16 protein-coding genes and 5 pseudogenes are annotated in these 25,354 nt (G+C 64.2%); 14 read left to right on the top strand and 7 right to left on the bottom strand.

The genetic code is table 11. From position 1 onward, the window contains the following. Positions 1 to 2: 2 nt before the first annotated feature. From ACNANG_RS09915 to ACNANG_RS09890, 6 genes and pseudogenes are all read left to right on the top strand, one after another. The gene (locus ACNANG_RS09915) at positions 3 to 572 is read left to right on the top strand and encodes a YqaA family protein (protein ID WP_420227046.1); all 570 of its coding nucleotides are present in this window, start codon (positions 3 to 5) and stop codon (positions 570 to 572) included. 63 nt (positions 573 to 635) lie between these two features. After that, a pseudogene (locus ACNANG_RS09910) lies at positions 636 to 968 on the top strand (arsenate reductase); the annotation flags it as partial. Positions 969 to 1,135: 167 nt separating this feature from the next. Then, positions 1,136 to 5,064, top strand: a pseudogene (locus ACNANG_RS09905) (DUF3683 domain-containing protein). 270 nt (positions 5,065 to 5,334) lie between these two features. Continuing rightward, positions 5,335 to 5,922 (top strand): flagellar brake protein, encoded by a 588-nt coding sequence (locus ACNANG_RS09900; protein WP_420227045.1) that lies wholly within the window; start codon positions 5,335 to 5,337, stop codon positions 5,920 to 5,922. Between the two features lie 161 nt (positions 5,923 to 6,083). Next, positions 6,084 to 6,553: pseudogene (locus ACNANG_RS09895) on the top strand (HIT family protein). A 107-nt stretch (positions 6,554 to 6,660) separates the two neighbouring features. Further along, positions 6,661 to 8,078 (top strand): annotated as a pseudogene (locus ACNANG_RS09890) (CitMHS family transporter). Between the two features lie 28 nt (positions 8,079 to 8,106). Here ACNANG_RS09890 and ACNANG_RS09885 read toward each other — a convergent pair. Then, a complete protein-coding gene (locus ACNANG_RS09885; protein ID WP_420227044.1) occupies positions 8,107 to 8,862 on the bottom strand; it encodes an SDR family NAD(P)-dependent oxidoreductase in 756 nt (251 codons plus the stop codon). A gap of 141 nt (positions 8,863 to 9,003) precedes the next feature. Between ACNANG_RS09885 and ACNANG_RS09880 the strand changes: the two genes are divergently transcribed. Next, positions 9,004 to 9,927, top strand: a complete 924-nt coding sequence (locus tag ACNANG_RS09880; RefSeq protein WP_420227043.1) for an AraC family transcriptional regulator N-terminal domain-containing protein — start codon at positions 9,004 to 9,006, stop codon at positions 9,925 to 9,927. A gap of 98 nt (positions 9,928 to 10,025) precedes the next feature. Here the strand turns inward: ACNANG_RS09880 and serA are convergent, their stop codons facing one another. From serA to ahpC, 5 genes are all read right to left on the bottom strand, one after another. Continuing rightward, positions 10,026 to 11,222: a phosphoglycerate dehydrogenase gene (gene serA, locus ACNANG_RS09875; protein WP_420227042.1), complete on the bottom strand. Its 1,197-nt coding sequence runs from the start codon at positions 11,220 to 11,222 to the stop codon at positions 10,026 to 10,028. Positions 11,223 to 11,385: 163 nt separating this feature from the next. Next, a complete protein-coding gene (phoR, locus tag ACNANG_RS09870; protein ID WP_420227041.1) occupies positions 11,386 to 12,690 on the bottom strand; it encodes a phosphate regulon sensor histidine kinase PhoR in 1,305 nt (434 codons plus the stop codon). A 43-nt stretch (positions 12,691 to 12,733) separates the two neighbouring features. Further along, on the bottom strand, positions 12,734 to 13,447 hold the full coding sequence (gene phoB / locus ACNANG_RS09865) for a phosphate regulon transcriptional regulator PhoB (protein WP_189616763.1): 714 nt from the start codon (positions 13,445 to 13,447) through the stop codon (positions 12,734 to 12,736). Positions 13,448 to 13,671: 224 nt separating this feature from the next. Next, entirely contained in the window at positions 13,672 to 15,243 is a 1,572-nt protein-coding gene (gene ahpF / locus ACNANG_RS09860; RefSeq protein ID WP_420227040.1) for an alkyl hydroperoxide reductase subunit F, read from the bottom strand. A gap of 77 nt (positions 15,244 to 15,320) precedes the next feature. Continuing rightward, positions 15,321 to 15,884, bottom strand: a complete 564-nt coding sequence (gene ahpC, locus ACNANG_RS09855) for an alkyl hydroperoxide reductase subunit C (RefSeq protein WP_420227039.1) — start codon at positions 15,882 to 15,884, stop codon at positions 15,321 to 15,323. Between the two features lie 293 nt (positions 15,885 to 16,177). Here ahpC and ACNANG_RS09850 point away from each other — a divergent pair, with 293 nt between their 5' ends. The 7 genes and pseudogenes from ACNANG_RS09850 (at position 16,178) to ACNANG_RS09820 (ending at position 23,534) form a co-directional block, all read left to right on the top strand. Then, positions 16,178 to 16,681: a gamma-butyrobetaine hydroxylase-like domain-containing protein gene (locus ACNANG_RS09850; protein WP_420227038.1), complete on the top strand. Its 504-nt coding sequence runs from the start codon at positions 16,178 to 16,180 to the stop codon at positions 16,679 to 16,681. Continuing rightward, positions 16,678 to 17,463 (top strand): bifunctional demethylmenaquinone methyltransferase/2-methoxy-6-polyprenyl-1,4-benzoquinol methylase UbiE, encoded by a 786-nt coding sequence (gene ubiE, locus ACNANG_RS09845; protein WP_420227037.1) that lies wholly within the window; start codon positions 16,678 to 16,680, stop codon positions 17,461 to 17,463. The genes ACNANG_RS09850 and ubiE overlap by 4 nt, the downstream gene beginning before the upstream one ends. A 220-nt stretch (positions 17,464 to 17,683) precedes the next feature. Next, positions 17,684 to 18,691, top strand: a complete 1,008-nt coding sequence (locus ACNANG_RS09840) for a Tim44 domain-containing protein (RefSeq protein WP_420227036.1) — start codon at positions 17,684 to 17,686, stop codon at positions 18,689 to 18,691. A gap of 104 nt (positions 18,692 to 18,795) precedes the next feature. Next, on the top strand, positions 18,796 to 19,434 hold the full coding sequence (locus ACNANG_RS09835) for a ubiquinone biosynthesis accessory factor UbiJ (protein ID WP_420227035.1): 639 nt from the start codon (positions 18,796 to 18,798) through the stop codon (positions 19,432 to 19,434). Positions 19,435 to 19,440: 6 nt separating this feature from the next. Continuing rightward, positions 19,441 to 20,994, top strand: a complete 1,554-nt coding sequence (gene ubiB / locus ACNANG_RS09830; RefSeq protein WP_420227034.1) for a ubiquinone biosynthesis regulatory protein kinase UbiB — start codon at positions 19,441 to 19,443, stop codon at positions 20,992 to 20,994. Positions 20,995 to 21,083: 89 nt separating this feature from the next. Next, on the top strand, positions 21,084 to 22,523 hold the full coding sequence (locus tag ACNANG_RS09825) for a sodium:solute symporter family protein (protein WP_420227033.1): 1,440 nt from the start codon (positions 21,084 to 21,086) through the stop codon (positions 22,521 to 22,523). Between the two features lie 106 nt (positions 22,524 to 22,629). Further along, positions 22,630 to 23,534, top strand: a pseudogene (locus ACNANG_RS09820) (ferritin-like domain-containing protein). Positions 23,535 to 23,764: 230 nt separating this feature from the next. Here ACNANG_RS09820 and ACNANG_RS09815 read toward each other — a convergent pair. Then, a complete protein-coding gene (locus ACNANG_RS09815; RefSeq protein ID WP_420227032.1) occupies positions 23,765 to 25,174 on the bottom strand; it encodes a DegQ family serine endoprotease in 1,410 nt (469 codons plus the stop codon). Between the last annotated feature and the right edge of the window lie 180 nt (positions 25,175 to 25,354).

The raw sequence follows: 25,354 nt of genomic DNA, 5'->3' as shown, positions 1-25,354 counted from the left end.
GCATGGAAGCCTGGATCCAATCCTCCGTCAATTGGCTGCTCGCCACCCTGGCGTTGCCCGAGGTCGGGCTGTCGGCGATTTTCGTCGTCAGCCTGATCTCGGCGACGCTGCTGCCGCTCGGTTCCGAGCCGGCGGTGTTCGGATATGTGAAAATATCGCCTGAGATGTTCTGGTACGCGGTCGCCACGGCCACCCTGGGCAACACGGTGGGCGGCATGATCAGCTACTGGATGGGCCGCGCCGCCAAGAACGGCGTGGACCGCCTGCGGCACCGCCACGAAGCGCACCGCCTGGCCGAAGGGCACCACGGGCCGCCGCGGCCGATCGAGCTTCATCATGGCGATCATGCCCAGCACGGCCGCTGGCACGCACACGCCAGGCGCTGGCTGGACCGGTGGGGTCCCAAGACGCTGCTGCTGTCATGGGTGCCGCTGGTGGGCGATCCGCTGTGCGCCGTGGCCGGCTGGCTCAAGCTCGATTTCTGGCCCAGCGTGCTGTACATGGCGATTGGCAAACTGGCCCGGTACATCACCATGACCGCAGCGTTGCTGTGGATGTTTTCGCCGAACTGACCGCGCGGGGGCCCCGCCGGTAACATCGGTTTCGGCCACCCCTTTCTGTATGCGATCCGTTCCATGACCTCGACCACGCTCTACGGCCTGCCCAACTGCGATTCCTGCCGGAACGCGCGCAAGTGGCTGACCGCCCAGGGCATCGCGCACGACTTCGTCGATTACCGCCAGGCGCCGCTGCCGGCCGCTACCCTGCAAGACTGGTCGGCCCAGGTAGGCGGATGGAAAACGCTGGTCAACCGATCGTCCACGGCCTGGCGCAACCTGCCGGACCCGGTCAAGAATCCCCAGACCGATGACGAATGGCTGGCGCTGATCGCCGCGCAGCCGACCCTTGTCAAGCGGCCGGTGTTGTTGACGCCCGACGGCGTCGTCAGTGTCGGATTCTCCGAAAAAGCTATAACGCTCGGTTCGGCTGACGATTTCCGCCAGCGTCACCCGCGCCCGCCGCCCGGCCACCGCCTCGCGGATGACTCGCCTTTGCCCGTCCTGTCGGGCTTTCCCCACCTGCACATCGGGCCGTCGGCTAGAATGACGGCCCAAGGGAAGAAGTTTTACCCATCATGAACGCCCCGCTGCCTCTCGACCTCGTCGCTCCGCCCGCCGCTACCCGGCTGCGCGAAATCCCCTACAACTACACGTCGTTTTCCGATCGCGAGATCGTTCAGCGCCTGCTCGGGCCGCAAGCCTGGGACATGCTGAACGACCTGCGGGGAGAACGGCGCACGGGCCGATCGGCCCGCATGCTGTACGAAGTGCTGGGCGATATCTGGGTGGTGCGGCGCAATCCGTATCTGCAGGATGACCTGCTCGACAATCCCAAGCGCCGCCGCGCGCTGGTCGACGCGCTGGAACACCGCCTGCGCGAGGTGCAGCGCCGCCGCGAACCCGCCGACAGCGAACGCGACGGCAAGGTGGGCCGCCTGCTCGACATGGCGCGGGCCGCGGTGCAGGCCTTCGAACTGGAATTTTCCGACACGGCCGAACTCCGTCGCCGGGCGCTCAAGACCCTGGGCCGCATCACGCGGCGGGACAACATCAAGTTCGACGGCCTGTCGCGCGTGTCCCACGTCACCGACGCCACCGACTGGCGGGTGGAATTTCCGTTCGTCGTCCTGACGCCCGATACCGAACTCGAAATCGCCGCCATGGTGCGCGCCTGTATCGAGCTCGGGCTGACCATCATCCCGCGTGGGGGTGGCACGGGCTACACGGGCGGCGCCGTGCCGCTGACGTGGAAGTCGGCCGTCATCAACACCGAAAAGCTGGAAACCCTGAGCGAAGTCGAGCTCGGCCCGCTGCCCGGGGTCGACAAGCCGGTCGCCACGATCTTCTCCGGCGCGGGCGTGGTCACCAAACGCGTGTCCGACGCGGCCGACAAGGCGGGCTTTGTCTTTGCCGTCGACCCCACGTCGGCCGAAGCGTCCTGTGTGGGCGGCAACGTCGCCATGAACGCCGGCGGCAAGAAAGCCGTGCTGTGGGGCACCGCGCTCGACAACCTGGCCTGGTGGCGCATGGTGGACCCGCAGGGCAACTGGCTCGAAGTGACGCGCCTGGACCACAATCTGGGCAAGATCCACGACGTGGCGGTGGCCCGCTTCGAATGCATCTGGTCCGATGGCGCGCACGCCCCGGGCGAGCGTCCGCTGCGCAGCGAAACGCTCGAGATCCACGGCCGCGTGTTCCGCAAGGAAGGCCTGGGCAAGGACGTGACCGACAAGTTCCTGTCGGGCCTGCCGGGCATCCAGAAGGAAGGGACCGATGGCCTGATCACGTCGGCGCGCTGGGTGCTGCATCGCATGCCCAAACACGTGCGGACCGTCTGCATGGAATTCTTCGGTCAGGCGCGCGACGCCATTCCGTCGATCGTCGAGATCAAGAACTACCTGGACGGCGAAGGCATGGCGCGCGGCGCGATCCTGGCCGGCCTGGAACACCTGGACGAGCGCTACCTGCGCGCCGTCGGCTACGCCACCAAGAGCAAGCGCGGCACCCTGCCCAAGATGGTGCTGATCGGCGACATCGTGGGTGACGACGACAACGCCGTGGCCGTGGCCGCGTCCGAAGTCGTGCGCCTGGCCAACACGCGCCATGGCGAAGGCTTCGTTGCCATCAGTCCCGAAGCCCGCAAGAAGTTCTGGGCCGACCGGTCGCGCACCGCCGCCATCGCGCGCCACACCAACGCCTTCAAGCTCAACGAAGACGTGGTGATCCCGCTGCCGCGCATGGGCGAGTACACCGACGAAGTCGAACGCATCAACATCGAACTGTCGACGCGCAACAAGCTCAAGCTGATCGATCAGCTGATGCCCTTCTTCGACGGCGACCTGCCGCTGGGCAAGAGCGAGGACGGCGAGGGCGACAAGCTGTCGCCGGAAGACCTGCTGGGCGACCGGCCGGTGCAGGCGCTGGAACTGCTGAGCGCCGTGCGCGAACGCTGGAACTGGGTTCTGCGCAACATGGATCTGCCGCTGGCCGATACGCTGGGCGAATTCGCCCGCATTGGCCTGGGCAATACGCTGCCCGCCTTGCAGGAACGTCTGCAGCGCCAGCCCGACGCGCGGGTGTTCGACGTGGTGCAGGACCGCACGGTGCGAATTTCGTGGCGCGCCGAGCTGCGCGCGCCGCTGCAGCGCATTTTTCTGGGGGCGGCCTATCTGCCCATCCTGGCCAAGGCGCAGGAAATCCACGACAAGGTGCTCAAGGGGCGCGTGTTCGTCGCGCTGCACATGCACGCCGGCGACGGCAATGTGCACACCAACCTGCCGGTCAATTCCGACGACTACGAAATGCTGCAGGAAGCCAACGAGGCGGTCGTGCGCATCATGGACGTGGCGCGGTCGCTGGACGGTGTGATTTCGGGCGAGCACGGCATCGGCATCACCAAGTACGAATTCCTGTCGGAAGCCGAACTGGCGCCGTTCCAGGACTACAAGCGCCGCGTGGACCCCGACAATCACTTCAATGCAGGCAAGCTGATGCCGGGCGGCGACCTGCGTCATGCCTACACGCCCAGCTTCAACCTGATGGGCCATGAATCGCTCATCATGCAGCAAAGCCACATTGGCGAGATTTCTCACGCCATCAAGGACTGCCTGCGTTGCGGCAAGTGCAAGCCGGTGTGCGCGACCCACGTGCCACGCGCCAACCTGCTGTACTCGCCCCGGAACAAGATCCTGGCAACGTCCTTGCTGGTCGAAGCCTTCCTGTACGAAGAGCAGACGCGGCGCGGCATCAGCATCAAGCATTGGGAAGAATTCGAAGACGTGGCCGACCACTGCACGGTCTGCCACAAGTGCGAAAAGCCCTGTCCGGTCGATATCGACTTCGGCGACGTGTCCATGAAGATGCGCAGCCTGCTGCGCCGCATGGGCAAGAAGTCGTTCAACCCGGGCACGACGGCGGCCATGTTCTTCCTGAACGCCAAGGATCCGCGCACCATCAATGCGACCCGCACGGCCATGGTGGACATCGGCTACAAGGCCCAGCGGCTGGCCAATGACGTGCTGGGCAAGTTCGCCCGCAAGCAGACCAAGTTGCCGCCGGCCACGGTCGGCAAGGCGCCCATGCGCGAGCAAGTCGTGCACTTCATTAACAAGAAGATGCCGGGCGGCCTGCCCAAACAAAGCGCGCGCAAGCTGCTGGATATCGAAGACGCCAAATACGTCCCGATCATCCGCAACCCGCAGGCGACCAGCGCCGATACCGAAGCTGTCTTCTATTTCCCGGGTTGCGGGTCCGAGCGCCTGTTCTCGCAGGTGGGCCTGGCGACCCAGGCCATGTTGTGGCACGTGGGCGTGCAGACCGTCCTGCCCCCGGGCTACCTGTGCTGCGGCTACCCGCAACGCGGCAACGGCATGGAAGACAAGGCCGAAAAGATCATCACCGACAACCGCGTGCTGTTCCATCGCATGGCCAACACGCTGAACTACCTGGATATCAAGACGGTGGTGGTCAGCTGTGGCACCTGCTACGACCAGCTGGCCGGCTACGAATTCGAGAAGATCTTTCCGGGATGCCGCCTGATCGACATCCACGAATATCTGCTGGAAAAGAACGTCAAGCTGGAAGGGGTGACGGGCACGCGCTACATGTACCACGACCCCTGCCATACGCCCATGAAGCTGCAGGAGCCCATGAAGACGGTCAAGGCGCTGGTGGGTCCCGACGTCGAAAAAGCGAACGGTGCTGTGGCGAGTCGGGCACGCTGGCCGTGACCCGGCCGGACATTTCCACGCAGGTGCGCTTTCGCAAGGAAGAAGAACTGCGCAAGGGCGCCGACGCGCTGCGGGCCGATGGCTTCGACGGCGACGTGAAGGTGCTGACGTCCTGCCCGTCGTGCATGCAGGGGCTCAAGCGGTACAACGAAGACGCCAGCCTGGATGCCGACTACATCGTGGTCGAGATCGCGCGCCATCTGCTTGGCAAGGACTGGATGGAAAACTACGTAAAGGTCGCCAACGATGGCGGTATCGAGCGCGTGCTGGTGTAAGTGCTGACTGGTGGAAATAGCGCTCAAGTAAGCGGGGATGTGTTCGTTAACGAGGCATAACCCGCCCTTGCACCCTTGCTCCCACACTTCCATGACCGACACGACTGCGTTGCCGCTGGTGCCCGAACGACTGACGAGCGAGGGCCTCGAGGACTACCGGATTTCCCAGCCGCTGGAAATCCAGACCCTGCTGAACCAGATGGCCGATCAGAACGTGCTGGTGGCGCTGACCACGCCGGGGGCGCCAGCTACACCACCACGGTCTGGGACGTGGACCGCGCCAAGCGGGTCGTGCGCCTGGGCGCCGACCTGGTCGACCCGCAGCTTGAACGCGTCCTGTCGTCCAACGAAGTATTCGCCGTCGGCTACCTGGAACAGGTCAAGATCCAGTTCGAAGTGCATGGCCTGATGCGCGTCAAGGGCGAAGGCAGCACGCAGGTGCTGACCTGCACCTTCCCGCTGCAGCTGTATCGTTTCCAGCGTCGGTCCAACTTCCGTGTCCGTCCGCTGCATACGCCGCCACCGGTGGCGCGATTTCGCGTCGGCCCCGCCGCCGACCCGATCGAACTGCGGGTGATCGATGTCAGCGTGACGGGTGTCGCCTTGCTGATGCCCGAAGGCGCCGCCAGTCTGGGCGCCGGGACTGAAGTCGTGTCTGTCGACATCGAACTGGACGCCGACACCTATTTCACGACCAACCTGCGTGTGATGCACGTCAGCCCGCTCAAGAACGAGCAGCCAGGCGGCCGGCTGGGCTGTGAAATGGACGGCCTGGACGGCATGGCCCTGCGCTCGCTGCAGCGCTTCATCGACCAGACGCAAAAGCGCCGCCGCGCCATGGCCTGGACCGACGTCTGATCCGGCGTTGCCAGGCGGATCCACCGCGAGCAGTCTGCTCGTCGATGTCTTTTCGGTCATGGGGTCTCCAGGAAATCTCGTCGGCCATGCGCGCTGCTCCGTAGGTCCGCCTGCGTGATAGCCTGCCTGTTCGATTGATCTTTCTGGACGGCCCCACCTTCATGTCCGCGACTCCCTCCGCCCCTGGCTGTCCGCTGTGCCATCCCGCATCCCATCCTGTCATCTGGTCCGATGACCGGTGTTATGTCATCCGCGTCGACGAACCGGACTATCCTGGATTCACCCGAGTCATCTGGCGTGACCACGTAGCTGAAATGACCGATCTGTCGCCTGCCGACCGGGCGCACATCATGAACGTGGTGTGGGTGGTGGAACAGACGCAGCGAGACATCCTTGCGCCCGACAAGATCAATCTGGCCTCGTTCGGGAATATGGTGCCGCACGTGCATTGGCATGTGATCCCCGCTGGCGCGACGACCGGCACTTTCCGGATCCTTTCTGGGCCGCCCCAAGAATTTCCGCAGGTACTGAAACCGCTGCCTTCGTCGCCCATCGTGAGCTTACTGTGAGTCTTCTGGCTCGGTATTTCACCGAATTGGTGCAAAACCTGGCAGCGGTGCCCCAAACATAGGAAATTGTTCCTAGGGTATTCCCCTAGTCAGTGCGTCTGGGGGAGGGGTGTTGCTATGCAACATCCTACAATCGCGGCACTTTGACAGTTGGTGCAACGGTTCCCTTATGTTGACATTCCTCGGTTTCGCGATGGTGGTGACGTTCATGACGCTCATCATGACCAAGCGCCTGTCTCCCCTGGTCGCACTCATCATCGTTCCCATTGCGTTCGCGTTGCTTGGCGGGTTCTACGCCGACGTGGGCGGTTTCATGCTGGACGGCATCCGCAAGATCGCGCCGACCGGCGTGCTGCTGATGTTCGCCATCCTGTATTTCGGCTTGATGCTGGACGCGGGCCTGTTCGATCCCTTGATCAACGGCATGCTGAAGCTGGTCCGTGGCGACCCGCTCAAGGTCGTGATCGGCACGGCCATCCTGGCGCTGGGTGTCTCGCTCGATGGCGATGGATCCACGACCTACATGATCACGGTATCGGCCATGCTGCCGCTGTACCGCAAGCTGGGGTTGCGTCCGCTGGTCATGGCCTGCGTGATCATGCTGTCCAGCGGGGTCATGAACATCCTGCCCTGGGGTGGTCCGACATCGCGTGCGGCGGCCGTGCTGCATCTGGACGTTGGCGATGTATTCGTGCCGATGATCCCCGCCATGATCGTCGGCGCCATGGGTGTGATCCTGATCTCGTTCTGGCTGGGGCTCCGTGAACGCGCACGTATTGGCCGTATCGACTACGTGGGCGACAAGGCGGGCACGGGTGCCATGGCCATGGCCGGTGGGGGCGCTGCCTTGGCAACGGGTCTGCCGAGCGGGTCCGGCGCGACGGTGGCCCGTCCGCCCGTGGACGACGACGCCAGCCGCAACACCGAAGAAGACGCCCTGCAATCGGAAACCGAAGCCGCCAAGCGTCCCAAGCTGATCTGGGTCAATGCCGCGCTGACGCTCGCCCTGATGATTGCGCTGATCTACGGCGTGCTGCCGCTGCCGGTGCTGTTCATGATCGGGTTTGCCATCGCGCTGCTGATCAACTATCCGGGCATGAAGGCCCAGCGCGACCGTATCGCCTCGCATGCCGACAGTGTGCTGGCGGTAGTTGCGGTGATTTTGCCGCCGGCATCTTTACCGGCATCCTGGCCGGAACCGGCATGATCGAAGCCATGGCCAAGAGCGCACTGGCGCTGCTGCCACCGGCGCTTGGCCCCTATCTGGCGCCGATCACCGCCGTACTCAGCCTGCCGTTCACGTTTTTCCTGTCGAACGACGCCTTCTACTACGGCGTGGTGCCGATCATTGCGCAGGTCGCCGGCAACTACGGCATTTCACCGGTCGAGATCGCCCGCGCATCCCTGGTGGGCCAGCCCGTTCACCTGCTGAGCCCGCTGGTGCCATCGACCTACCTGCTGGTAGCCCTGGCGGGCGTCGAATTCGGCGATCACCAGAAGTTCACCATCAAGTGGGGCATCTTGATCTGCGCGCTGATGCTGGTGGCAGGCCTGGTGTTCGGGATCTTTCCGCTGATCGGCGGATGATAGGCACCTGATCGGCGGATGATCGGGATCAGATGCTCTGCCCGCCTGACACTTCGATTCGCTGGGCGTTGATCCAGCGATTGTTGTCGGTCAACAGGCTGGCGACCATCGCGCCGATATCGTCGGGCACGCCGACCCGCCCCAGGGCCGTCAACCCGGCAAACTGTGCGTTCAGGTCGGCGTTGTCGCGCACCGCGCCGCCGCCAAAGTCCGTTTCAATCGCGCCCGGCGCCACGGCATTCACCGCAATGCCGCGGCCGCCCAATTCCTTGGCCATGTAGAGGCTCAGGACTTCAACCGCGCCTTTCGCGGCCGCATAGGCGCCAAAACCTGGAAACGCGAACCGGGTCAATCCGGTGGACAGGTTCACGATCCGGCCGCCGTCGGCCACCAGCGGCAGCAGCGCCTGCGTCAGGAAGAACACTCCCTTCACATGCACGTCGAACAGGCGGTCGAACTGGGCTTCGGTCGTCTCGGCGATCGGCGCCATGTCGCCATGCCCCGCGTTGTTCACCAGGTGATCGAACCGATCCCGCTGCCAGATAACGGCCAGCGTCGTGCGCACCGTGTCGGCAAAGGCGGCAAACGCCGCCGCATGGCCGCTGTCCAGCTGCAAGGCCACGGCCTTGCGGCCCAGCGATTCGACCTCGGCCACCACGGCGCGGGCGTCCGCCTCCCGGCTTTGGTAGGTGATGATGACGTCACCGCCCTGACGGGCGATGTGCAGCGCCATGTTGCGGCCCAGGCCGCGGCTGCCGCCGGTAATGAGTGCAATAGAGGTCATGTCTGGCGTCCTAGGAAGGGTGATTGCAGGGGTTCCAGTGTCCTGCCGTCAGACCTTGCCGGGTTGCCAGAACCTCGCGCACTATTGCCCGATCCTCCAGACCGCTGTCGCCACGGTGCGCGCCGCACTAGACTGGCAGCCATGGACACCTTGCTCGATGCGGTCCGCCGCTATACCCAATTTCATGCCGGCGCCGATGGCGTGGCCCAGACGCCGATCGACGGCCTGGTGCTGATTCGCGCCCACACGTCCAGCGGACTGATGTACGACATCTCGCGTCCCCTGGTCTGCCTGGTGCTGCAAGGAAGCAAGCAGGTCGCCGCCGGCACGCACACCGTGTCATTCACCGCCGGCGATTCCCTGCTGATCGCGGTGGATGTACCCACGGTCAGCCAGATCACGCAGGCCAGCATCCCCGCGCCTTATCTGTCATTGGCGCTGGTGCTGGACCCCGCGGTGATCGCCGATCTGACGGCACAGATGTCAGAAGCAGGGATGGCCGGTTCTGCACAGGATCGGCATGGCGCGGCGGTGCACGTCGAACCCACCGAACCCGATGTGGCCGACGTCGCCCTGCGCATGATGCGCCTGCTCGACCGCCCAGCCGCGATCGCCGTGCTGCAGGCCCAGCTCGTCCGGGAAATGCACTATTGGTTGCTGGCTGGCCGGCATGGTCCGGCCATTCGCCGCCTGGGCTGGCCCGAGGGGCATGTGCAGCGGATCGCCCGGGCCGTGGCCGTGCTGCGCGCCGACTACGCACAGCCGATTGCCATCGAACGGCTGGCGTCCGTGGCGGGGATGAGCCCGTCGTCCTTCCACCACCACTTCCGCGCAGTCACGTCGCTGTCGCCCCTGCAATTCCAGAAGCAATTGCGCTTGATCGAAGCCCGGCGCCTGATGCTGGCCGACAGCGCCAGCGCCCGCGGCGCCGCCTTCAAGGTCGGCTATGAAAGCGTGTCGCAATTCACTCGCGAATACAGCCGAGCTTTCGGCCAGCCTCCGGTGCGCGACGCGCGGTCGGCGCGGAATCCCGCCGCCATGAATCCCTCCGTGCCGTCAGCATGACGGCCCGCCATTAAAAAGCGCCGTGCCCGCAACAGGCACAGCGCTTTCCAAGGCCTGTCGGGGCAGCTTGCCCCGGCAAGACCTGTCGTGCAACCGCTTCACAGCACGTCGCAGCGCACCGTGATCGGATGGCTTTTCAGCTTTTCGATCATGTCGGGGCTAGGCGCATCGCCAATATCCGTCAGCACGAAACCGACCGGTCCCTTGGTCTGTAATTGCTGGCTGACGATGTTGAGCTTGGCGTCGGCGAACAGGCTGTTCAGCTGCGCCAGCGCGCCCGGCACGTTCCGGTGCACGTGCAGGATACGCGCCGTGCCGGCCGGTTCCTGGTACGGCAGTTCCGGGAAGTTGACGGCACCCTTGGTCGTGCCGCTTTGCACGAAACGCACCAGCTTTTCCGCCACTTCGCGGCCGATGTTCTCTTGCGATTCCATCGTGCTGCCGCCAATGTGCGGCGTCAGGATCACGTTGGGCAGGCCGATCAGCGGGCTTGCCAGAGGTTCGTCCACGCCTTTGGGCTCCACCGGGAACACGTCCAGCGCCGCGCCCGAGATGTGGCCGGTATCCAGCGCCGCGCGCAGCGCGTCGATGTCGACCACGGTGCCGCGCGACGCGTTGATCAGGATGGCGCCCCGCTTCATCATCGACAGCGTGCCTTCGTTCATGATGTTTTCGGTGGAACGGCCACCCGGCACGTGCAAGGTCACCACATCCGACTCGGCCAGCAGCGTCGGCAGATCGTAGGCGCGAGCATTGCCCAGGGGCAGCTTGGCTTCCACGTCATGGAAAATGACGCGCATGCCCAGCTGCTCGCCCAGCGTGCCGATCTGCGAGCCGATGTTGCCGTAGCCGATGATGCCCAGCGTCTTGCCGCGTGCTTCGAACGAGCCATTGGCCGTCTTGTCCCAATGGCCCTGATGCACCCGCAAGTTCTTTTCAGGAATGCGGCGCAGCAGCAGGATCGCTTCGGCCAGCACCAGTTCGGCCACCGAGCGCGTATTCGAAAACGGCGCATTGAACACCGGAATGCCCGATTCCATGGCGGTCGTCAGGTCGACCTGATTGGTGCCGATGCAGAAGCATCCCACCACACGCACCTTGCGCGCTGCGTCGAACGCAGCCTTGTCCAGTTGCGTGCGCGACCGGATGCCGACCACGTCGGCGTCGCGGATGGCTTCCTGCAGCGAGTCAGGCGGCAGGGCGCTGTTGTAGGTCACGATGTCGGTAAACCCCGCGGCGGTAAAAACCTCACGCGCGCTGGGGTGGATATTTTCCAAAAGTACGATTTTCGCCATACAGGGCAACTCCGGGCTGATAGGGGCGGGCAGGCGCCTCGATTCGAAGCGGGTGGCCGTCCAACCTTCGACTGTCACACATTCGGCCGGCTTTGTTAAGAAAGCCACCTCGGCCAGGCGGGGAATTCCCGGCTGGCCCGACACCGAGGAGTGCGTGATCCGCTCAGGAGCGGTCGCCGTCGGTCAGGCGTGTCCGCGGAAAGTGGAGAGAGAAGCAACTGCCGCGCCCGACCTCGCTGGTGATCTCCAGTTCGGCGCCATGGCGCATGGCAATGTGTTTGGCGATCGCCAGCCCCAGTCCAGTGCCGCCCGATTCGCGCGATCGGCCGCGGTCCACGCGGTAGAACCGTTCGGTCAGCCGCGGCAGGTGGTGCGCCGCGATGCCGATACCCGTATCCGTGACCGAATACCGCGCGCTTCCGTCGGCTTCCGTGTGCCAGCGCACGGTCACCTTGCCGCCATCAGGGGTATACCGCACGGCATTGATGAGCAGGTTCGAGATGGCCGACGACAGTTCGCTGCCGGACCCCAGCACATCCAGTTGCGGGTCGATCTCGCTGGCCAGGGTGTGCCGGCCGTTGGAGAGCGCCTCGGCCTGCGACAGCGCCGTACGGATCAGGCCGGGCATGCCGACCGGTTGCGGGTCGGTGGCGGGCGACGATTCCAGCGTCGACAGCGTCAGCAGATCGGCCACGATCGCCTGCATCCGCTGCGCCTGTTCGTGCATCGTTCGCAGGTACTGGTCGCGTTGCGCCTGGGGCAGGGCGTCGGGCGGCAGGTCGATCAGGGTTTCCAGGAAGCCGGCCAGCACCGTCAGCGGCGTACGCAGTTCGTGCGACACGTTGGCCACGAAATCGCGGCGGGTGGTTTCCAGCTTTTCGATCTGCGTCACGTCGCGCGTCAGCAGCATGCGCTGGCGCTTGTTGTAGCTGATCAGCTGCACCATCAGCACCCGGTCGCCCGCGCCAGGGCTGCGCACCAGCACGGGGGACGGCCACTCCAGTTGCCGCGCATACCGCACGAACTCCGGCGACCGCACCAGATTCAGCAGGCTGTGGCCGCGGTCTTCGGGCAGCCGCAGGCCCAGGTGGTGGCGCGCAATGCGGTTGCACCAATCGATATGGAAGTCTTCATCCAGCGTAACCAGCCCGTCGGGCAGGGCCTGCGCGGCGGACAGGAAGCCCTGCACATTGCCTTCCAGCAATGCCAGCTGGCGTTCCTGGCTGCGCAGGTGCCGGTAGATGCGGGCCAGGGCGTCGTCCCACGACCCGGCCGAGGGCGGCGGCGGGCGTTTCAGATCGCGCGTCCAGCGCGTGACCCGCGACAACTGCCAGATGTGCCAGCACAGCAGGGTACCCAGCCCGAAGCTGAACAGCGCCCAACTGCCATGATGCCCCGCCACGGGGTGTCCCAGCGCGGCAAGGCCGCCCCAGGCGAGAACAACAACGAGATTTCGGATCCAGACCATAAGGGATTGTCGCAGCACCCGGCAGGGCGTGGACCCTTTCCGTTCAGTCGTTCAGCTGGACGCCGGGAACCGGTTGCGCGGTAAAGCGGTAGCCGCTGCCCCGGACCGTTTCCACGTGACCATCGTGGCGGCTGGGTTCCAGCGCCTTGCGCAGACGGCGAATGTGCACGTCCACCGTGCGCTCTTCGACGAATACGTGGTCGCCCCACACCTGGTCCAGCAGCTGCGAACGCGAGAACACGCGTTCCGGGTGGGTCATGAAGAAGTGCAGCAGGCGGAATTCGGTCGGGCCGATCGCCAGCGGCACATCGTTGCCGGCCAGACGGTGCGTGACGGGGTCGAGCTTCAGGCCCGCCACCGTGATCATGTCATCGGTCAGCTGCGGCGCGCGGCGGCGCAACACCGCCTTGATCCGCGCCATCAATTCCTTGGGCGAAAACGGCTTGGTAATGTAGTCGTCGGCCCCGGCTTCCAGGCCGTCGACCTTGTCCTGCTCGGCGCCCTTGGCGGTCAGCATGATGACCGGGACGGCCTTGGTGCGCTCTTCGGCGCGCAGCTTGCGAGCCAGGGTGATGCCCGACGCGCCAGGCAGCATCCAGTCGAGCAGGATCAGGTCAGGCAATTCGGCGCGGATCAGCGTCTGGGCCTGTTCGGCGTCCGTCGCGCGCAGCACCTTGTGCCCCGCGAACGACAAGTTCACGGCAATCAGTTCCTGGATGGCGGGTTCGTCTTCGACGACAAGGATGGTGCTGGACATGGGTTGTGTGATTCAGGTTGCTGGACCATGTCGATAGTATGGCGGCAATGTTGCAGGTATGTGACCGCCATGATTCTGACGGTGGCGCGCCTTGCGCAAGGGCCGGGACCTTGACCCCGCCGGCCGGAGACAAAAAAGCCTCCACGACGTGGAGGCTTTTACTTCACCAGGGCCGGCGGGTCCTGACTGCAGGGCTGCAGTGGGCCGCTTGCCTGGCGCCGGGCTTACGCCGCTTCGGCCACGCTCGACCGGATCAGGTAGTCGAACGCGCTCAATGCCGCTTTCGATCCTTCGCCAGCCGCCACGACGATCTGCTTGTACGGCGTCGTGGTTGCGTCCCCTGCCGCGAACACGCCCGGCAGGTTGGTGTGGCCCTTGGCATCGACCTCAATCTCGCCAAAGCGGCTCAGTGTCACCACGCCCTTCAGGAAGTCCGTGTTGGGAATGAGGCCGATCTGCACGAACACGCCTTCGAGCTCGATGCGGTGCTTCGTGTCCGTCGCCATGTCTTCATAGTGCAGGGCGCTGACCACACCGTCCTTGCCCTCGACTTCGGTCGTCTTGGCACGCGTCAGGATGGTGACGTTCGGCAGGCTCCTTGCCTTGGACACCAGCACGGCGTCCGCGCGGAGCTGTTCACCGAATTCGATCAACGTGACATGGGCCACGATACCGGCCAGATCGATTGCCGCTTCAACGCCGGAGTTGCCCCCGCCGACCACGGCCACCCGCTTGCCCTTGAACAAGGGGCCGTCACAATGCGGGCAGTACGCCACGCCCTTGTTCTTGTATTCCTCTTCGCCGGGCACGTTCAGATTGCGCCAGCGCGCTCCCGTGGCAAGCACCACCGACCGCGACTGCAGCACCGCGCCGTTTTCCAGCTGCACGCCGATCATGTCACCGGGCTCGTTGGCCGGGATGATCTTGGCGACGCGCTGCAGGTTCATGACGTCGACGCCATACTGCTTGACGTGTTCGAGCAGGTCGGCGGCAAACTTCGGGCCCGTCGTTTCCTTGACCGAAATGTAGTTTTCGATCCCCAGGGTGTCGTTGGTCTGCCCGCCAAAACGGTCGGCAACGATACCGGTACGGATACCCTTGCGGGCGGCGTATACCGCCGCACCGGCGCCGGCCGGGCCACCGCCCACCACCAGCACGTCGAACGGCTTTTGCGCCGCCAGTCGCGCGGCGTCCTTGGCTTCCCGATTGGTATCGAGCTTGGCCACGAATTCCTCGACCGTCATGCGGCCCGAGGCAAACGGCTGGCCATTCAGGTAAACGGAGGGAACCGCCATGATCTCGCGTTCAGCCACTTCCGACTGGAACAGGGCGCCATCGATGGTCGTCACGTTCACGTCGGGGTTGACCGCAGCCATCAGGTTCAGCGCCTGCACCACGTCCGGGCAGTTGTGGCACGACAAGGACATATAGACCTCGAAGTTCAACGGACCCGCCAGATCACGGACGTTGGCCAGCACCGACTCTTCCACCTTGGGCGGATAGCCCCCGACCTGCAGCAGCGCCAGCACGAGCGACGTGAACTCGTGGCCGAGCGGCAGCCCGGCAAAGCGCACACGTGGCGCCTGTCCTGGCCGCGTGATGGCGAAGGACGGCACGCGGGCGCCCGACACATCTTCGCGCAGCGACACCTGGGGTGAGCAGTCGAGGATGTCTTCGAGCAGGCCACGCATTTCGGTACTCGATGCGCCGTCGTCCAGCGCGGCAACGAGTTCGATTGGACCGGGGAGGCGTTCAAGATACGCCTTGAGCTGAGCCTTGATGGTTGAGTCGAGCATGGTGTTCCCAGATAAAAGGAGGAGCTGCGCGTGGAGCTCCTCGCGCCAGCAACGATGGATTGCGTGACGGGTGTTGCTTAGATCTTGCCAACCAGGTCGAGCGAAGGAGCAATGGTCTTTTCGCCTTCCTTCCACTTGGCCGGGCACACTTCGCCAGGGTTGTTCGCCACGTACTGGGCAGCCTTCAGCTTGCGCAGGGTTTCCTGAACGTCACGAGCAATGGCGTTGTCATGGATTTCGATGGTCTTCACGACGCCTTCCGGATTGATGACGAACGTGCCACGCAGCGCCAGACCTTCTTCGGGGATGTGCACGCCGAAAGCGTTGGTCAGGAAGTGGGTGGGATCGCCAACCAGCGGGAAGTTCGCCTTGCCCACGGCGGGCGAGGTTTCATGCCACACCTTGTGCGAGAAGTGCGTGTCGGTGGTCACGATGTAGACCTCGGCACCCAGCTTCTGGAAGGCGGCGTAGTTGTCGGCCGCGTCTTCGACTTCGGTCGGGCAGTTGAAGGTGAAAGCAGCCGGCATGAAGATGAACACGGACCACTTGCCCTTCAGGGACTGGTCGGTGACTTCAACGAATTTGCCGTTGTGGAAAGCCTGAGCCTTGAATGCGGGGACTTGTTGGTTGATGCCAATCATGCTGTGTTTCTCCAGTGGGTGCCGCAGCACATCTGCGACTTTGATAAATTATAGCTATATTATCTAGCCGTATGATTGAAATTATGTATCGAGGCGATAGGTAGTCCGGCCCCGTAGCGCATGCGAGTCGAAAGCCTGATTCCACCGCGCAACTCTTTCGTGTTGGGGCATCCGCGTGCATCGCAAGTCTTCATTTTCACGTCGATGCGTTACAGCGCGGCGAGCGCCCCGGCCAGGCCGCCTTGACCTGCTGCGGCTTGGGCTACCATGGAGGTCTGTCTCCGAGAAAGTCCATGGCCGGCCTCAATAAAGATACCCCCATTCCCACCCGTTTCGTACTGCATGGCGCATCTCGCGTGCTGGAAGTCGAATTCGACGACGGCAAGGTCTTCCGCCTGCCGTTCGAACACATGCGGGTGCATAGTCCGTCCGCCGAAGTGCGGGGTCATGGCGTCGGCCAGGAAGTGCTGCAGGTCGGCAAGAAAGACGTCACGATCGTCCAACTCGTGCCGGTTGGCAACTATGGCGTGCAGCCCACCTTTTCCGACGGCCATTCCACGGGCATCTATTCGTGGGACATCCTGTATGACCTGGGCGCCAACCAGGACACCCTTTGGCAGGCCTACCTGGCGCAGCTCGAGGCAGCCGGCGCGTCACGCGATCCCGCCGATGCCGGTGGCGCCGCGGCCCCCGCCGGCCAGGGGCACGCATGTGGCCATGACCACGGCCATAGCCACGGCCACGGCGTGCCGTCCGAACCCGCCATTACCGAAGTCCGTCGAGGAACCCGTTCATGAGTGACCCCCGTTATCCCGCCGATCCGTCGGTCGATGCGTCCGCCGATGCGGCCGGCACGACCCATTTCGGCTTCCAGAAAGTGGCCGAAGACGACAAGGTGCGCAAGGTGGCCGAGGTCTTCCATTCCGTCGCGGCGCGCTACGACGTCATGAACGATCTGATGTCGGGTGGCCTGCATCGGGTCTGGAAGGCCTTTACCATCGGCCGCGCCAATGTGCGCCCCGGCATGAAAGTGCTGGATATCGCTGGCGGCACGGGCGACCTGGCGCTGTCGTTCGCCAAACGCGTCGGCCCGACGGGCGAAGTCTGGCTGACGGACATCAACGATTCCATGCTGCGCGTGGGCCGCGACCGCCTGCTCGACAAGGGGGTACTGCTGCCGACCGCCGTGTGCGATGCCGAAAAGCTGCCGTTCCCGTCGGGCTATTTCGACCGGGTCACCGTCGCCTTCGGCTTGCGCAACATGACGCACAAGGATCGCGCGCTGGCCGAAATGAAGCGGGTGCTGCGCCCGGGCGGCAAGCTGCTGGTGCTGGAGTTTTCGCGGGTGGCCAAGCCCTTGCAGCCGGCTTACGACTGGTACTCCTTCAATATCCTGCCGTGGCTCGGCAAGACGGTCGCTAAGGACGAGGCCAGCTACCGCTATCTGGCCGAATCGATCCGCATGCATCCGGACCAGAAAACGCTGGCCGGCATGCTGGAACAAGCCGGCCTGTCACGGGTCCAATATTTCAACCTGAGTGCGGGCCTGGTGGCGCTGCACGAAGGCGTGTCGCTGTAGCCTGGCGGCCGCCGGCCCTGCCATCGGGCCGATCGTGAAGCACCTTGCAACCGATCGGCCCAAAAAGGTCTGACTTTCACTTGGACCTTTTACGATAGTCCGCTACATTTCAGCTTATTGTCAGGAAGATTTCTGCGGCTTGGCCTTCTGCGGGGAAGACCCGGTCTTGCAAAAATCGATTCCTGCCCGACATGACATTGATTAGAGGAGAGAACACACAATGTCTCGACGTTTCCTGTCCAAGATCCTGCCGGCTCTGGTGATCATGGTTAGCGCCAGCTCGATGCTGGTGGTGGCCGACGCCGAAGCCAAGCGGGCTGGTGGCGGCGCCAGCATCGGCCGTCAATCCAGCAACGTGACGCGCCAGGCCACGCCGCCTGCCCGCACGCCACAACAGAACAACGCCACGTCGCAGGCGGCAGCGCCCGCGGCGGGTGCCGCGGCAGGCGCCGCCGCCACGGCGGGCGCGCGCAGCGGCATGGGCCGTTTCCTGGGCCCGATCGCGGGCATCGCCGCTGGCCTTGGCCTGGCAGCGCTGTTCTCGCACCTGGGCATGGGCGCGGCCATGGCCGAAATGATCGGCAGCATGCTGCTGATCGCGCTGGTCATCTTCGCGGTCATCTTCCTGGTTCGCCGTTTCCGCGGCGCGGGCGCCCAGCGTCAGCAGCACGCCTTCCAGGGCGCGGCAGCCGGTGGCAATGATCGTCATGCTCCGTTGCAGCCGCGTGCGGCCGATACGGCTCCCATGGCGCGTCAGGCCGACGTGGCCGTGCCGGCTTCGGCAGCGGCTGCGGGTGTGGCACCTTCCGTCGTGGCGGCCCCTCCGGTCGAAACGGCCCTGGGTGAATGGACCATTCCGGCCGACTTCGACACGTCCAACTTCCTGCAGAACGCCAAGGCGCACTTCGTGAAGCTGCAGGCCGTGTGGGACCGTGGCGACACGAACGAAATGCGGGAACTGGTCACCGACGACCTGCTTGCCGAGCTGGGTCAGCAACTGGCGCAGCGCGAAGGCCAGAACGTGACCGAAGTGGTGCTGCTCAATGCCGAACTGCTGGGCATCGAGACCGTGTCCGACGGCCACCTGGCCAGCGTGCGCTACTCCGGCATGCTGCGTGAAGCCCCAGGCGCGGAAGCCTTCCGCTTCGAAGAAATCTGGAACCTGTTCAAGCCCCAGCAAGGCGGTTGGCTGCTGGCTGGCGTCCAGCAGATTCCGGTAACGCAATAAACGTCCGCCTGAAGGCCGGCTGTCCTCAACAGCCGGTAAACTGCACGGGTTGAACCCCGTGGAACGCCTGTCCTCGGACGGGCGTTTGTCATTCTGTGTCCCCTATGCCTTTGCCCGCCTTGAGTCCCTACAACGCTGCTGCCCGCGCGCTCGACGCGCTGTTGTCTCGTGAGCCCTGGGCTCAGGCGCGCCTGGCGCCGCATGCCGGAAAAGTCGCCCGCCTGATCCTGGGCGTCGGCACCCTGACACTGCAGGTCACCGAGCAGGGCGGCGTCATGGTGGCAGCGGCCGACGCCGTCCCCGATGTCAGCCTGACCGTGGCGACCGACAAGCTGTCGGCCCTCATGTCGGCCGATACCGCGCAGCGCATGAGCGCCGTGCGGATCGACGGCGACGCCGCGCTTGCCCATGTGATCGGGGATCTGGCGCGCGATCTGCGCTGGGACGCCGAAGACGACGTGGCCAAGGTGATTGGGGACATTCCGGCCGCGCGTCTGTTCGGCTTTGCCCACGGTGTGGCCCAGGGCGCCCGCACGGGTGCCCGCCGCTTTGCCGAAAATGTGGCGGAATATCTATCGGAAGAAAGCGGCGCCGTGGCGTCGTCGTATGAACTGGAAGCGTGGAGCGCCGGCGTGCGCAAGATCCGCGACGACAGTGAACGCGCCGCCAAGCGTGTGGACGCGCTGGCCGCCCGGCTTGACGCCCTCGAGGCGCGCCGCGCCCGCAGCCAGAGCAAGGGGTAGGGCCGGATGTTCACCTTGCTGCGGTTGATCCGGATCCTGGCCATCCTGTTCCGGTACGGTCTCGATGACCTGGTCCTTTCCAACATTCGCCACCCCTGGACGGCCCGCGCCCTGCGCATCATGCGCTTCGGCCGCAAGCTCGACGCGCCGCGCGGCGAACGCCTGCGTCTGGCGCTCGAATCGCTGGGGCCCATCTTCGTTAAGTTCGGCCAGGTCATGTCGACCCGGCGGGACCTGATCCCCGCCGACATTGCCGATGAACTGGCCCGCCTGCAGGATCGCGTGCCACCGTTCCCATCACAGGTGGCCATCGCGTCGATCGAAAAAGGCCTGGGCCGCCACCCCGACCAGCTGTTCGCCAGCTTCGAACGGGATCCGGTGGCCTCGGCGTCGATCGCCCAGGTCCACTTCGCGGTGCTGCACGACGGCCGGCACGTGGCGGTCAAGGTGTTGCGCCCGAACATGCGCCCCATCATCGACAACGACATGCGGCTGATGCGTGCCCTGGCACGGATGATCGAACGCGTGTCGCCCGACGGCAAGCGCCTGAAGCTGACCGAAGTCGTTGCCGAGTTCGACACCTATCTGCACGACGAACTGGACCTGCTGCGCGAAGCCGCCAACTGCAGCCAGTTGCGCCGCAATTTCTCGCCCGAAGGCCCCCGGGGCGACCTGCTGATCGTGCCCGAAGTGATGTGGGACTATTGTTCGGCGTCCATCTTCACCATGGAACGCATGTACGGCATTCCGGTGAATCACGTGGGCCGCCTGCGCGAAGCCGGCGTCGACCTGCCCAAGCTGGCGCGCGACGGCGTCGAGATCTTCTTTACGCAAATGTTCGCCGACGGCTTTTTCCACGCCGACATGCACCCTGGCAACATCTACGTGTCCGACCGGCCCGAATCGCTCGGCCGCTACATCGCGCTCGACTTCGGCATCGTCGGTTCCCTGTCCGAATTCGACAAGAACTACCTGGCGCAGAACTTCCTGGCCTTCTTCCGCCGCGACTACCGCCGCGTGGCGCAGCTTCACATCGAATCAGGCTGGGCCCCGGCCGAGACGCGCGAAGAAGAACTCGAAGGCGCCATTCGCGCCTGCTGCGAACCGTATTTTGACCGTCCCCTGTCCGAAATATCACTGGGCCAGGTGCTACTGCGCCTGTTCCAGACGTCACGCCGCTTCAACGTCGAAATCCAGCCGCAACTGGTGCTGCTGCAAAAGACATTGCTGAACATCGAAGGTCTCGGCCGCGAACTGGACCCTAAGCTCGATTTGTGGAAAACGGCCAAGCCTTATCTGGAAAATTGGATGCAGGAACGGGTCGGATTCAAGGCGCTTCGCAACGGCCTGAAGCGTGAAGCGGAACAATGGGCGCAGATGCTGCCCGAATTCCCGCGCCTGCTGCATGCCCGCCTGGCCGAACCCCTGCACAGCGAAGCGCTGCGCCTTGAAATGGTGCGTCTGCGCCAGACCCAGCAGCATGGCAACCGCCTGCTGGCGGCGCTGACAGGCGTGGTCGCCACCGCGGTGGCTGTGGCTTTGTGGGCACTGTCACGGTAAAGCGGCTTCAGGCTTGCGATAAACCTGGGATCCCCGCGGGTCTGCGTGCGATACTCGCGCCGTTTGTTTCGAACTGACGGCGCGCGATCATGGTTCTGGGCTTTGTTCTTCTCTATCTGCTGACCTCCATCGCGATCGGGCTCTTTGCCGCGCGCAAGGTGTCAACGTCCGCCGACTATGCCGTTGCCGGACGTTCGCTTCCCCTCTATATCGTGGTCGCCACCACCTTCGCGACCTGGTTCGGTTCCGAAACCGTGCTGGGCGTGTCTGCCGTGTTCATCAAGGATGGGCTGGGCGGCGTGGTCGAAGATCCGTTCGGCGCCGCCTTCTGCCTGGTGCTGGTCGGGCTGTTCTTTGCCAGGCGGCTGTACCAGCACAACCTGCTGACCCTGGGCGACTACTTCCGGGAACGGTACGGCACGATCGTCGAGGTGTTGATGAGCGTCGCCATCATCGTTTCCTACCTGGGCTGGGTGGCCGCGCAGATCAAGGCGCTGGGCCTGGTCTTCCACATGCTCGATCCCACCATGTTCTCGCAGACGCAAGGCATGCTGGTCGGCGCCGCCATCGTCACGACGTACACGCTGTTCGGCGGTATGTGGTCGGTCGCGCTGACCGACTTCTTCCAGATGATCGTGATCGTGCTTGGTCTGTTCACCATCGCCTACTTCGCAACCGACCTGGCAGGCGGTATCGGCCCCGTGATGGACCAGGCCATGAGCCGTGACCTGCTCAGTTTTGCCCCGCCCGCCAACGCGCACGACATCCTCTTTTTCTTTGCCGCTCTGGTCACGATGATGCTGGGATCGATCCCGCAGCAGGACGTCTACCAGCGCGTCATGTCGTCGCGCGACGTCAAGACGGCGCAGCGGGGTCCGGTCATCGGCGGCTTGCTGTATCTGCTGTTCGCCTTCATTCCGATGTACATCGCGCTATCGGCCTTCGGCGTGATGCCCGATGTCGTCACCACCCTGTTGCAAGACGATCCGCAAAAGATCCTGCCGACTTTCATCCTGCAGCGCATGCCGGCGCTGGCGCAGATCTTTTTCTTTGGCGCATTGCTGTCGGCCATCATGTCGACGGCCTCGGCGACCTTGCTTGCCCCGTCCACCACGTTTGCCGAAAACATTCTGCGTCACCTGTTGCCTGCCATGGACGACCGCAAATTCCTGCGCGCCATGCGTGTATCGGTGGTGGTGTTTGCCGTCTGCGTGCTGACCTTTGCATTGAATACCACGGACAGCATTTATGAAATGGTCGCGGGTGCGTACACGGTGACGCTGGTGGGGGCGTTCGTGCCCCTGTTCATGGGCTTGTACTGGAAGCGGGCGACCACGCAAGGCGCGCTGGCATCTTCCTTGCTGGGTGTTGCGTGCTGGCTCATCTGCCGAAGCGCCTACGCCGACACCTTTCCCCCACAGCTTGCGGGTCTGATCGGTGGTTTCGCCGGCATTTTTGCAGGGTCTTTGCTGCCCCAGGTGATTCGCAGCAAAGTGCGGCCGGCACTTCATCCGGAATTGACGGTCTGACGGAATCCCGTCATCAAGAGGTCACCGGGCGAGCGATATCGTGCCCCTGTGCTGCGGCGTACAGGCACGTGCAACCCGTTGATCCATAAGAAAGAAAAGGCTCGCTATGCTGTACCCCGAATTGTTCAAATCGCTGGAGTCCGTTCGCTGGGACATGGACAAGGACGTGCCTTGGGACCAGTTCGAGGCCGCCAAATTGACCGACGAACAGGCCAATACGATCAAGATGAACGCGATCACGGAATGGTCGGCGCTCCCGGCGACCGAGATGTTCCTGCGCGACAATCGCCATGACAGCGATTTCAGCGCCTTCATGTCCATCTGGTTCTACGAAGAACAGAAGCACTCGCTGGTGCTGCAGGAATACCTGCGGCGCTTCCGGCCCGACCTGGTGCCGACCGAAGCCGAATTGCACAACGTGCGCTTCGAGTTCGACCCCGCGCCGGAGCTCGAAACCCTGATGCTGCACTTCTGCGGCGAAATCCGCCTGAACCATTGGTACCGGCGCGCCGCGGAATGGCATACCGAGCCGGTCATCAAGGCCATCTATCGCCTGATTTCGCAAGACGAAGCTCGTCATGCGGGCGCCTACCTGCGGTATATGAAGCGCGCGCTGACCAGCCGCAGCAAGGAACTGGGCGACCAGGCGCGGGCCGCCTTTTCCAAGATCGGCGTGCTGATGGCGTCGGCGCGTCGTACCCCCAGGCGCTGCACCCCACCAATCTGCACGTCAATAAAGACCTGTTCCCGAACGACACCATCCAGTCGCGTGTGCCGGAACCCGGCTGGCTGGAAAACTGGCTGGACCAGCAGATCAACTTCGACAAGGAATGGGAAACCAAGGTGGCCGACCGTATCCTCCACAACATGTCGCTGTTGCTGGATCGCAGTTTCGCCACGGTGCAGGACCTGAATCGCTATCGCAAGGAAGTCAGCAAGGACGTTGCCGACAATGTGGCGGGTGCGGTTGCCGTGGTCAAGCAGGTGACGACACCGCCGCGGACGGCCTGAGGGTCCGACAGACTGGCGATTTGACTCGTTGCCGGGCGACCCGTCATCGCACGGTCCATGCAGTGCGTACCGCAACAAAGCGCAGCATCGATCACGATGCTGCGCTTTTTACGTGACGAACCCGCAATCGCCATCAGGTCTCGCGGTTAGGCCGAGCCGTGTCGCCCGAAGCATGCGATGGCCAAGACCGGGTCGGACGCCGTCAATGAACGCCGCCAATTGAGCGCGGCTTACCCGATGCGCACCGGCAGGAAAATTTTGTTCGGGCCGCGTTGCACCAACAGGGCGACGTTTTTGCCTGCCTTGGTCACCAGTGCCCGGACCTGCTCCACCGTCGTCACCGGCGTGCCATTGAGCGACAGCAAGACATCACCCGGTTCGACGCCTGCCTGTTCCGCGGCGCCGCCGACCTGGGCGACCAGCAATCCGCCGGTAGATCCCAATTCCTGCTGCTCGCGCGGATCCAGTTCACGCAGCGCCAGTCCCAGCTTGCCGCCCTTGGTGGCATCGCCGTTGGCGGACGCAGTCTTGGTCGGCACCTTGCTCGCGTCCCCCAATTGCGCCGTCAATTGCTGCGTACCGCCGTCCCGATGAACGCCCAACATAACCTTGTCGCCCGGCATGGCCAGGCTGACCACGGCAGGCAAGTCGCCCGACACGATGACCGGCTTGCCGTTGATGCTGCGGATCACGTCGCCTACCTTCAGCCCCGCCTTGTCCGCCGGACTGCCTTTTTCGACACTCGACACCAGGGCGCCCGACGGCGAATCCAGCTTGAATGAATCGGCCAGCGCCTGGTTCACGTCCTGGATGGTCACACCCAGGCGCGCATGTTGAGCCTTGCCGGTCGCCACGATCTGGTCTTTGATCTTGGTCGCAACGTCGATCGGGATGGCAAACGACACACCCTGGTAGCCGCCGGTCTGGCTATAGATCTGCGAATTGATGCCGACCACTTCGCCCCGCGCATTGAACAGCGGGCCGCCCGAATTGCCCGGGTTCACGGCCACATCGGTCTGGATGAATGGCACCGAACCGTCATTGGGCAGCGAACGCCCCTTGGCGCTTACCACGCCGGCGGTCACGGTGTTTTCCAGGCCGTAAGGCGAACCAATGGCCAGCACCCAGGCGCCCACGCGCAGGTCGGCCACATTGCCCAGCGCCACCACGGGCAGATGGTTGGCGTCGATCTTTAATACGGCGACGTCGGTCGTGGGATCGCTGCCCAGTACCTTGGCGACGAATTCGCGGCGGTCCGTCAGCTTGACCACCACTTCCTTCGCGTCACGCACCACGTGGGCATTGGTCAGAATGATGCCGTCCGCATTGACGATGAATCCCGAGCCCTGGCCCTTGACCGGCACCTGACGCTGCTGGCGCGGGTCCTGCCGGAAAAACTGTGCGAACGGATCATCACCGTCGTCGGACGGGTTCGCAATCTTGGTCATGCCGCTCACACTGATATTCACGACGGCCGGGCCGTAGCGTTCAGTGATCTGTGAAAAGTCCGGCGGCGTCACGACACCCACGGGCGCGGTGAGCGTGGTCGCCACCTGGCTGGATGCCGTCTCGGCGGTATTGGACACGGTGCGGGTAAACGCAGTCGCCCCGGCCGCACCGAACACACCGGCGGCAATCACGGCAACGACGAGGGGGTGGTCTTGAACGGGGTGGTCATGGTGGCTCCTGTCTGGTCCATCAAACACAAATCGGTTTGCGATGGGATGCATCATCGGGCTACAGACTTAGGGGAAACTTAAGCTTGGTGGGCGACGTTGCCGTCTCCCTTGCCGTGCCGGAGCTGGGCTGCGCAGGGTGGG

Origin of the sequence: Pigmentiphaga litoralis (assembly GCF_048632615.1) — a bacterium.
Taxonomy (GTDB): domain Bacteria; phylum Pseudomonadota; class Gammaproteobacteria; order Burkholderiales; family Burkholderiaceae_B; genus Pigmentiphaga; species Pigmentiphaga litoralis_B.
The sequence above is the reverse complement of the archived record's forward strand: the minus strand, read 5'-3'. Positions and strand labels throughout refer to the sequence as shown.

Excerpts from the sequence above, each read along its gene's own strand:
- phoB (WP_189616763.1), bottom strand. The coding sequence starts at position 13,447 with ATGTCCAGCACCATCCTTGTCGTCGAAGACGAACCCGCCATCCAGGAA.
- ubiB (WP_420227034.1), top strand. The coding sequence starts at position 19,441 with ATGTTCACCTTGCTGCGGTTGATCCGGATCCTGGCCATCCTGTTCCGG.
- phoR (WP_420227041.1), bottom strand. The coding sequence starts at position 12,690 with ATGGTCTGGATCCGAAATCTCGTTGTTGTTCTCGCCTGGGGCGGCCTT.
- ACNANG_RS09915 (WP_420227046.1), top strand. The coding sequence starts at position 3 with ATGGAAGCCTGGATCCAATCCTCCGTCAATTGGCTGCTCGCCACCCTG.
- ACNANG_RS09850 (WP_420227038.1), top strand. The coding sequence starts at position 16,178 with ATGGCCGGCCTCAATAAAGATACCCCCATTCCCACCCGTTTCGTACTG.
- serA (WP_420227042.1), bottom strand. The coding sequence starts at position 11,222 with ATGGCGAAAATCGTACTTTTGGAAAATATCCACCCCAGCGCGCGTGAG.
- ACNANG_RS09825 (WP_420227033.1), top strand. The coding sequence starts at position 21,084 with ATGGTTCTGGGCTTTGTTCTTCTCTATCTGCTGACCTCCATCGCGATC.
- ACNANG_RS09835 (WP_420227035.1), top strand. The coding sequence starts at position 18,796 with ATGCCTTTGCCCGCCTTGAGTCCCTACAACGCTGCTGCCCGCGCGCTC.
- ahpF (WP_420227040.1), bottom strand. The coding sequence starts at position 15,243 with ATGCTCGACTCAACCATCAAGGCTCAGCTCAAGGCGTATCTTGAACGC.
- ACNANG_RS09880 (WP_420227043.1), top strand. The coding sequence starts at position 9,004 with ATGGACACCTTGCTCGATGCGGTCCGCCGCTATACCCAATTTCATGCC.
- ACNANG_RS09840 (WP_420227036.1), top strand. The coding sequence starts at position 17,684 with ATGTCTCGACGTTTCCTGTCCAAGATCCTGCCGGCTCTGGTGATCATG.
- ahpC (WP_420227039.1), bottom strand. The coding sequence starts at position 15,884 with ATGATTGGCATCAACCAACAAGTCCCCGCATTCAAGGCTCAGGCTTTC.
- ACNANG_RS09885 (WP_420227044.1), bottom strand. The coding sequence starts at position 8,862 with ATGACCTCTATTGCACTCATTACCGGCGGCAGCCGCGGCCTGGGCCGC.
- ubiE (WP_420227037.1), top strand. The coding sequence starts at position 16,678 with ATGAGTGACCCCCGTTATCCCGCCGATCCGTCGGTCGATGCGTCCGCC.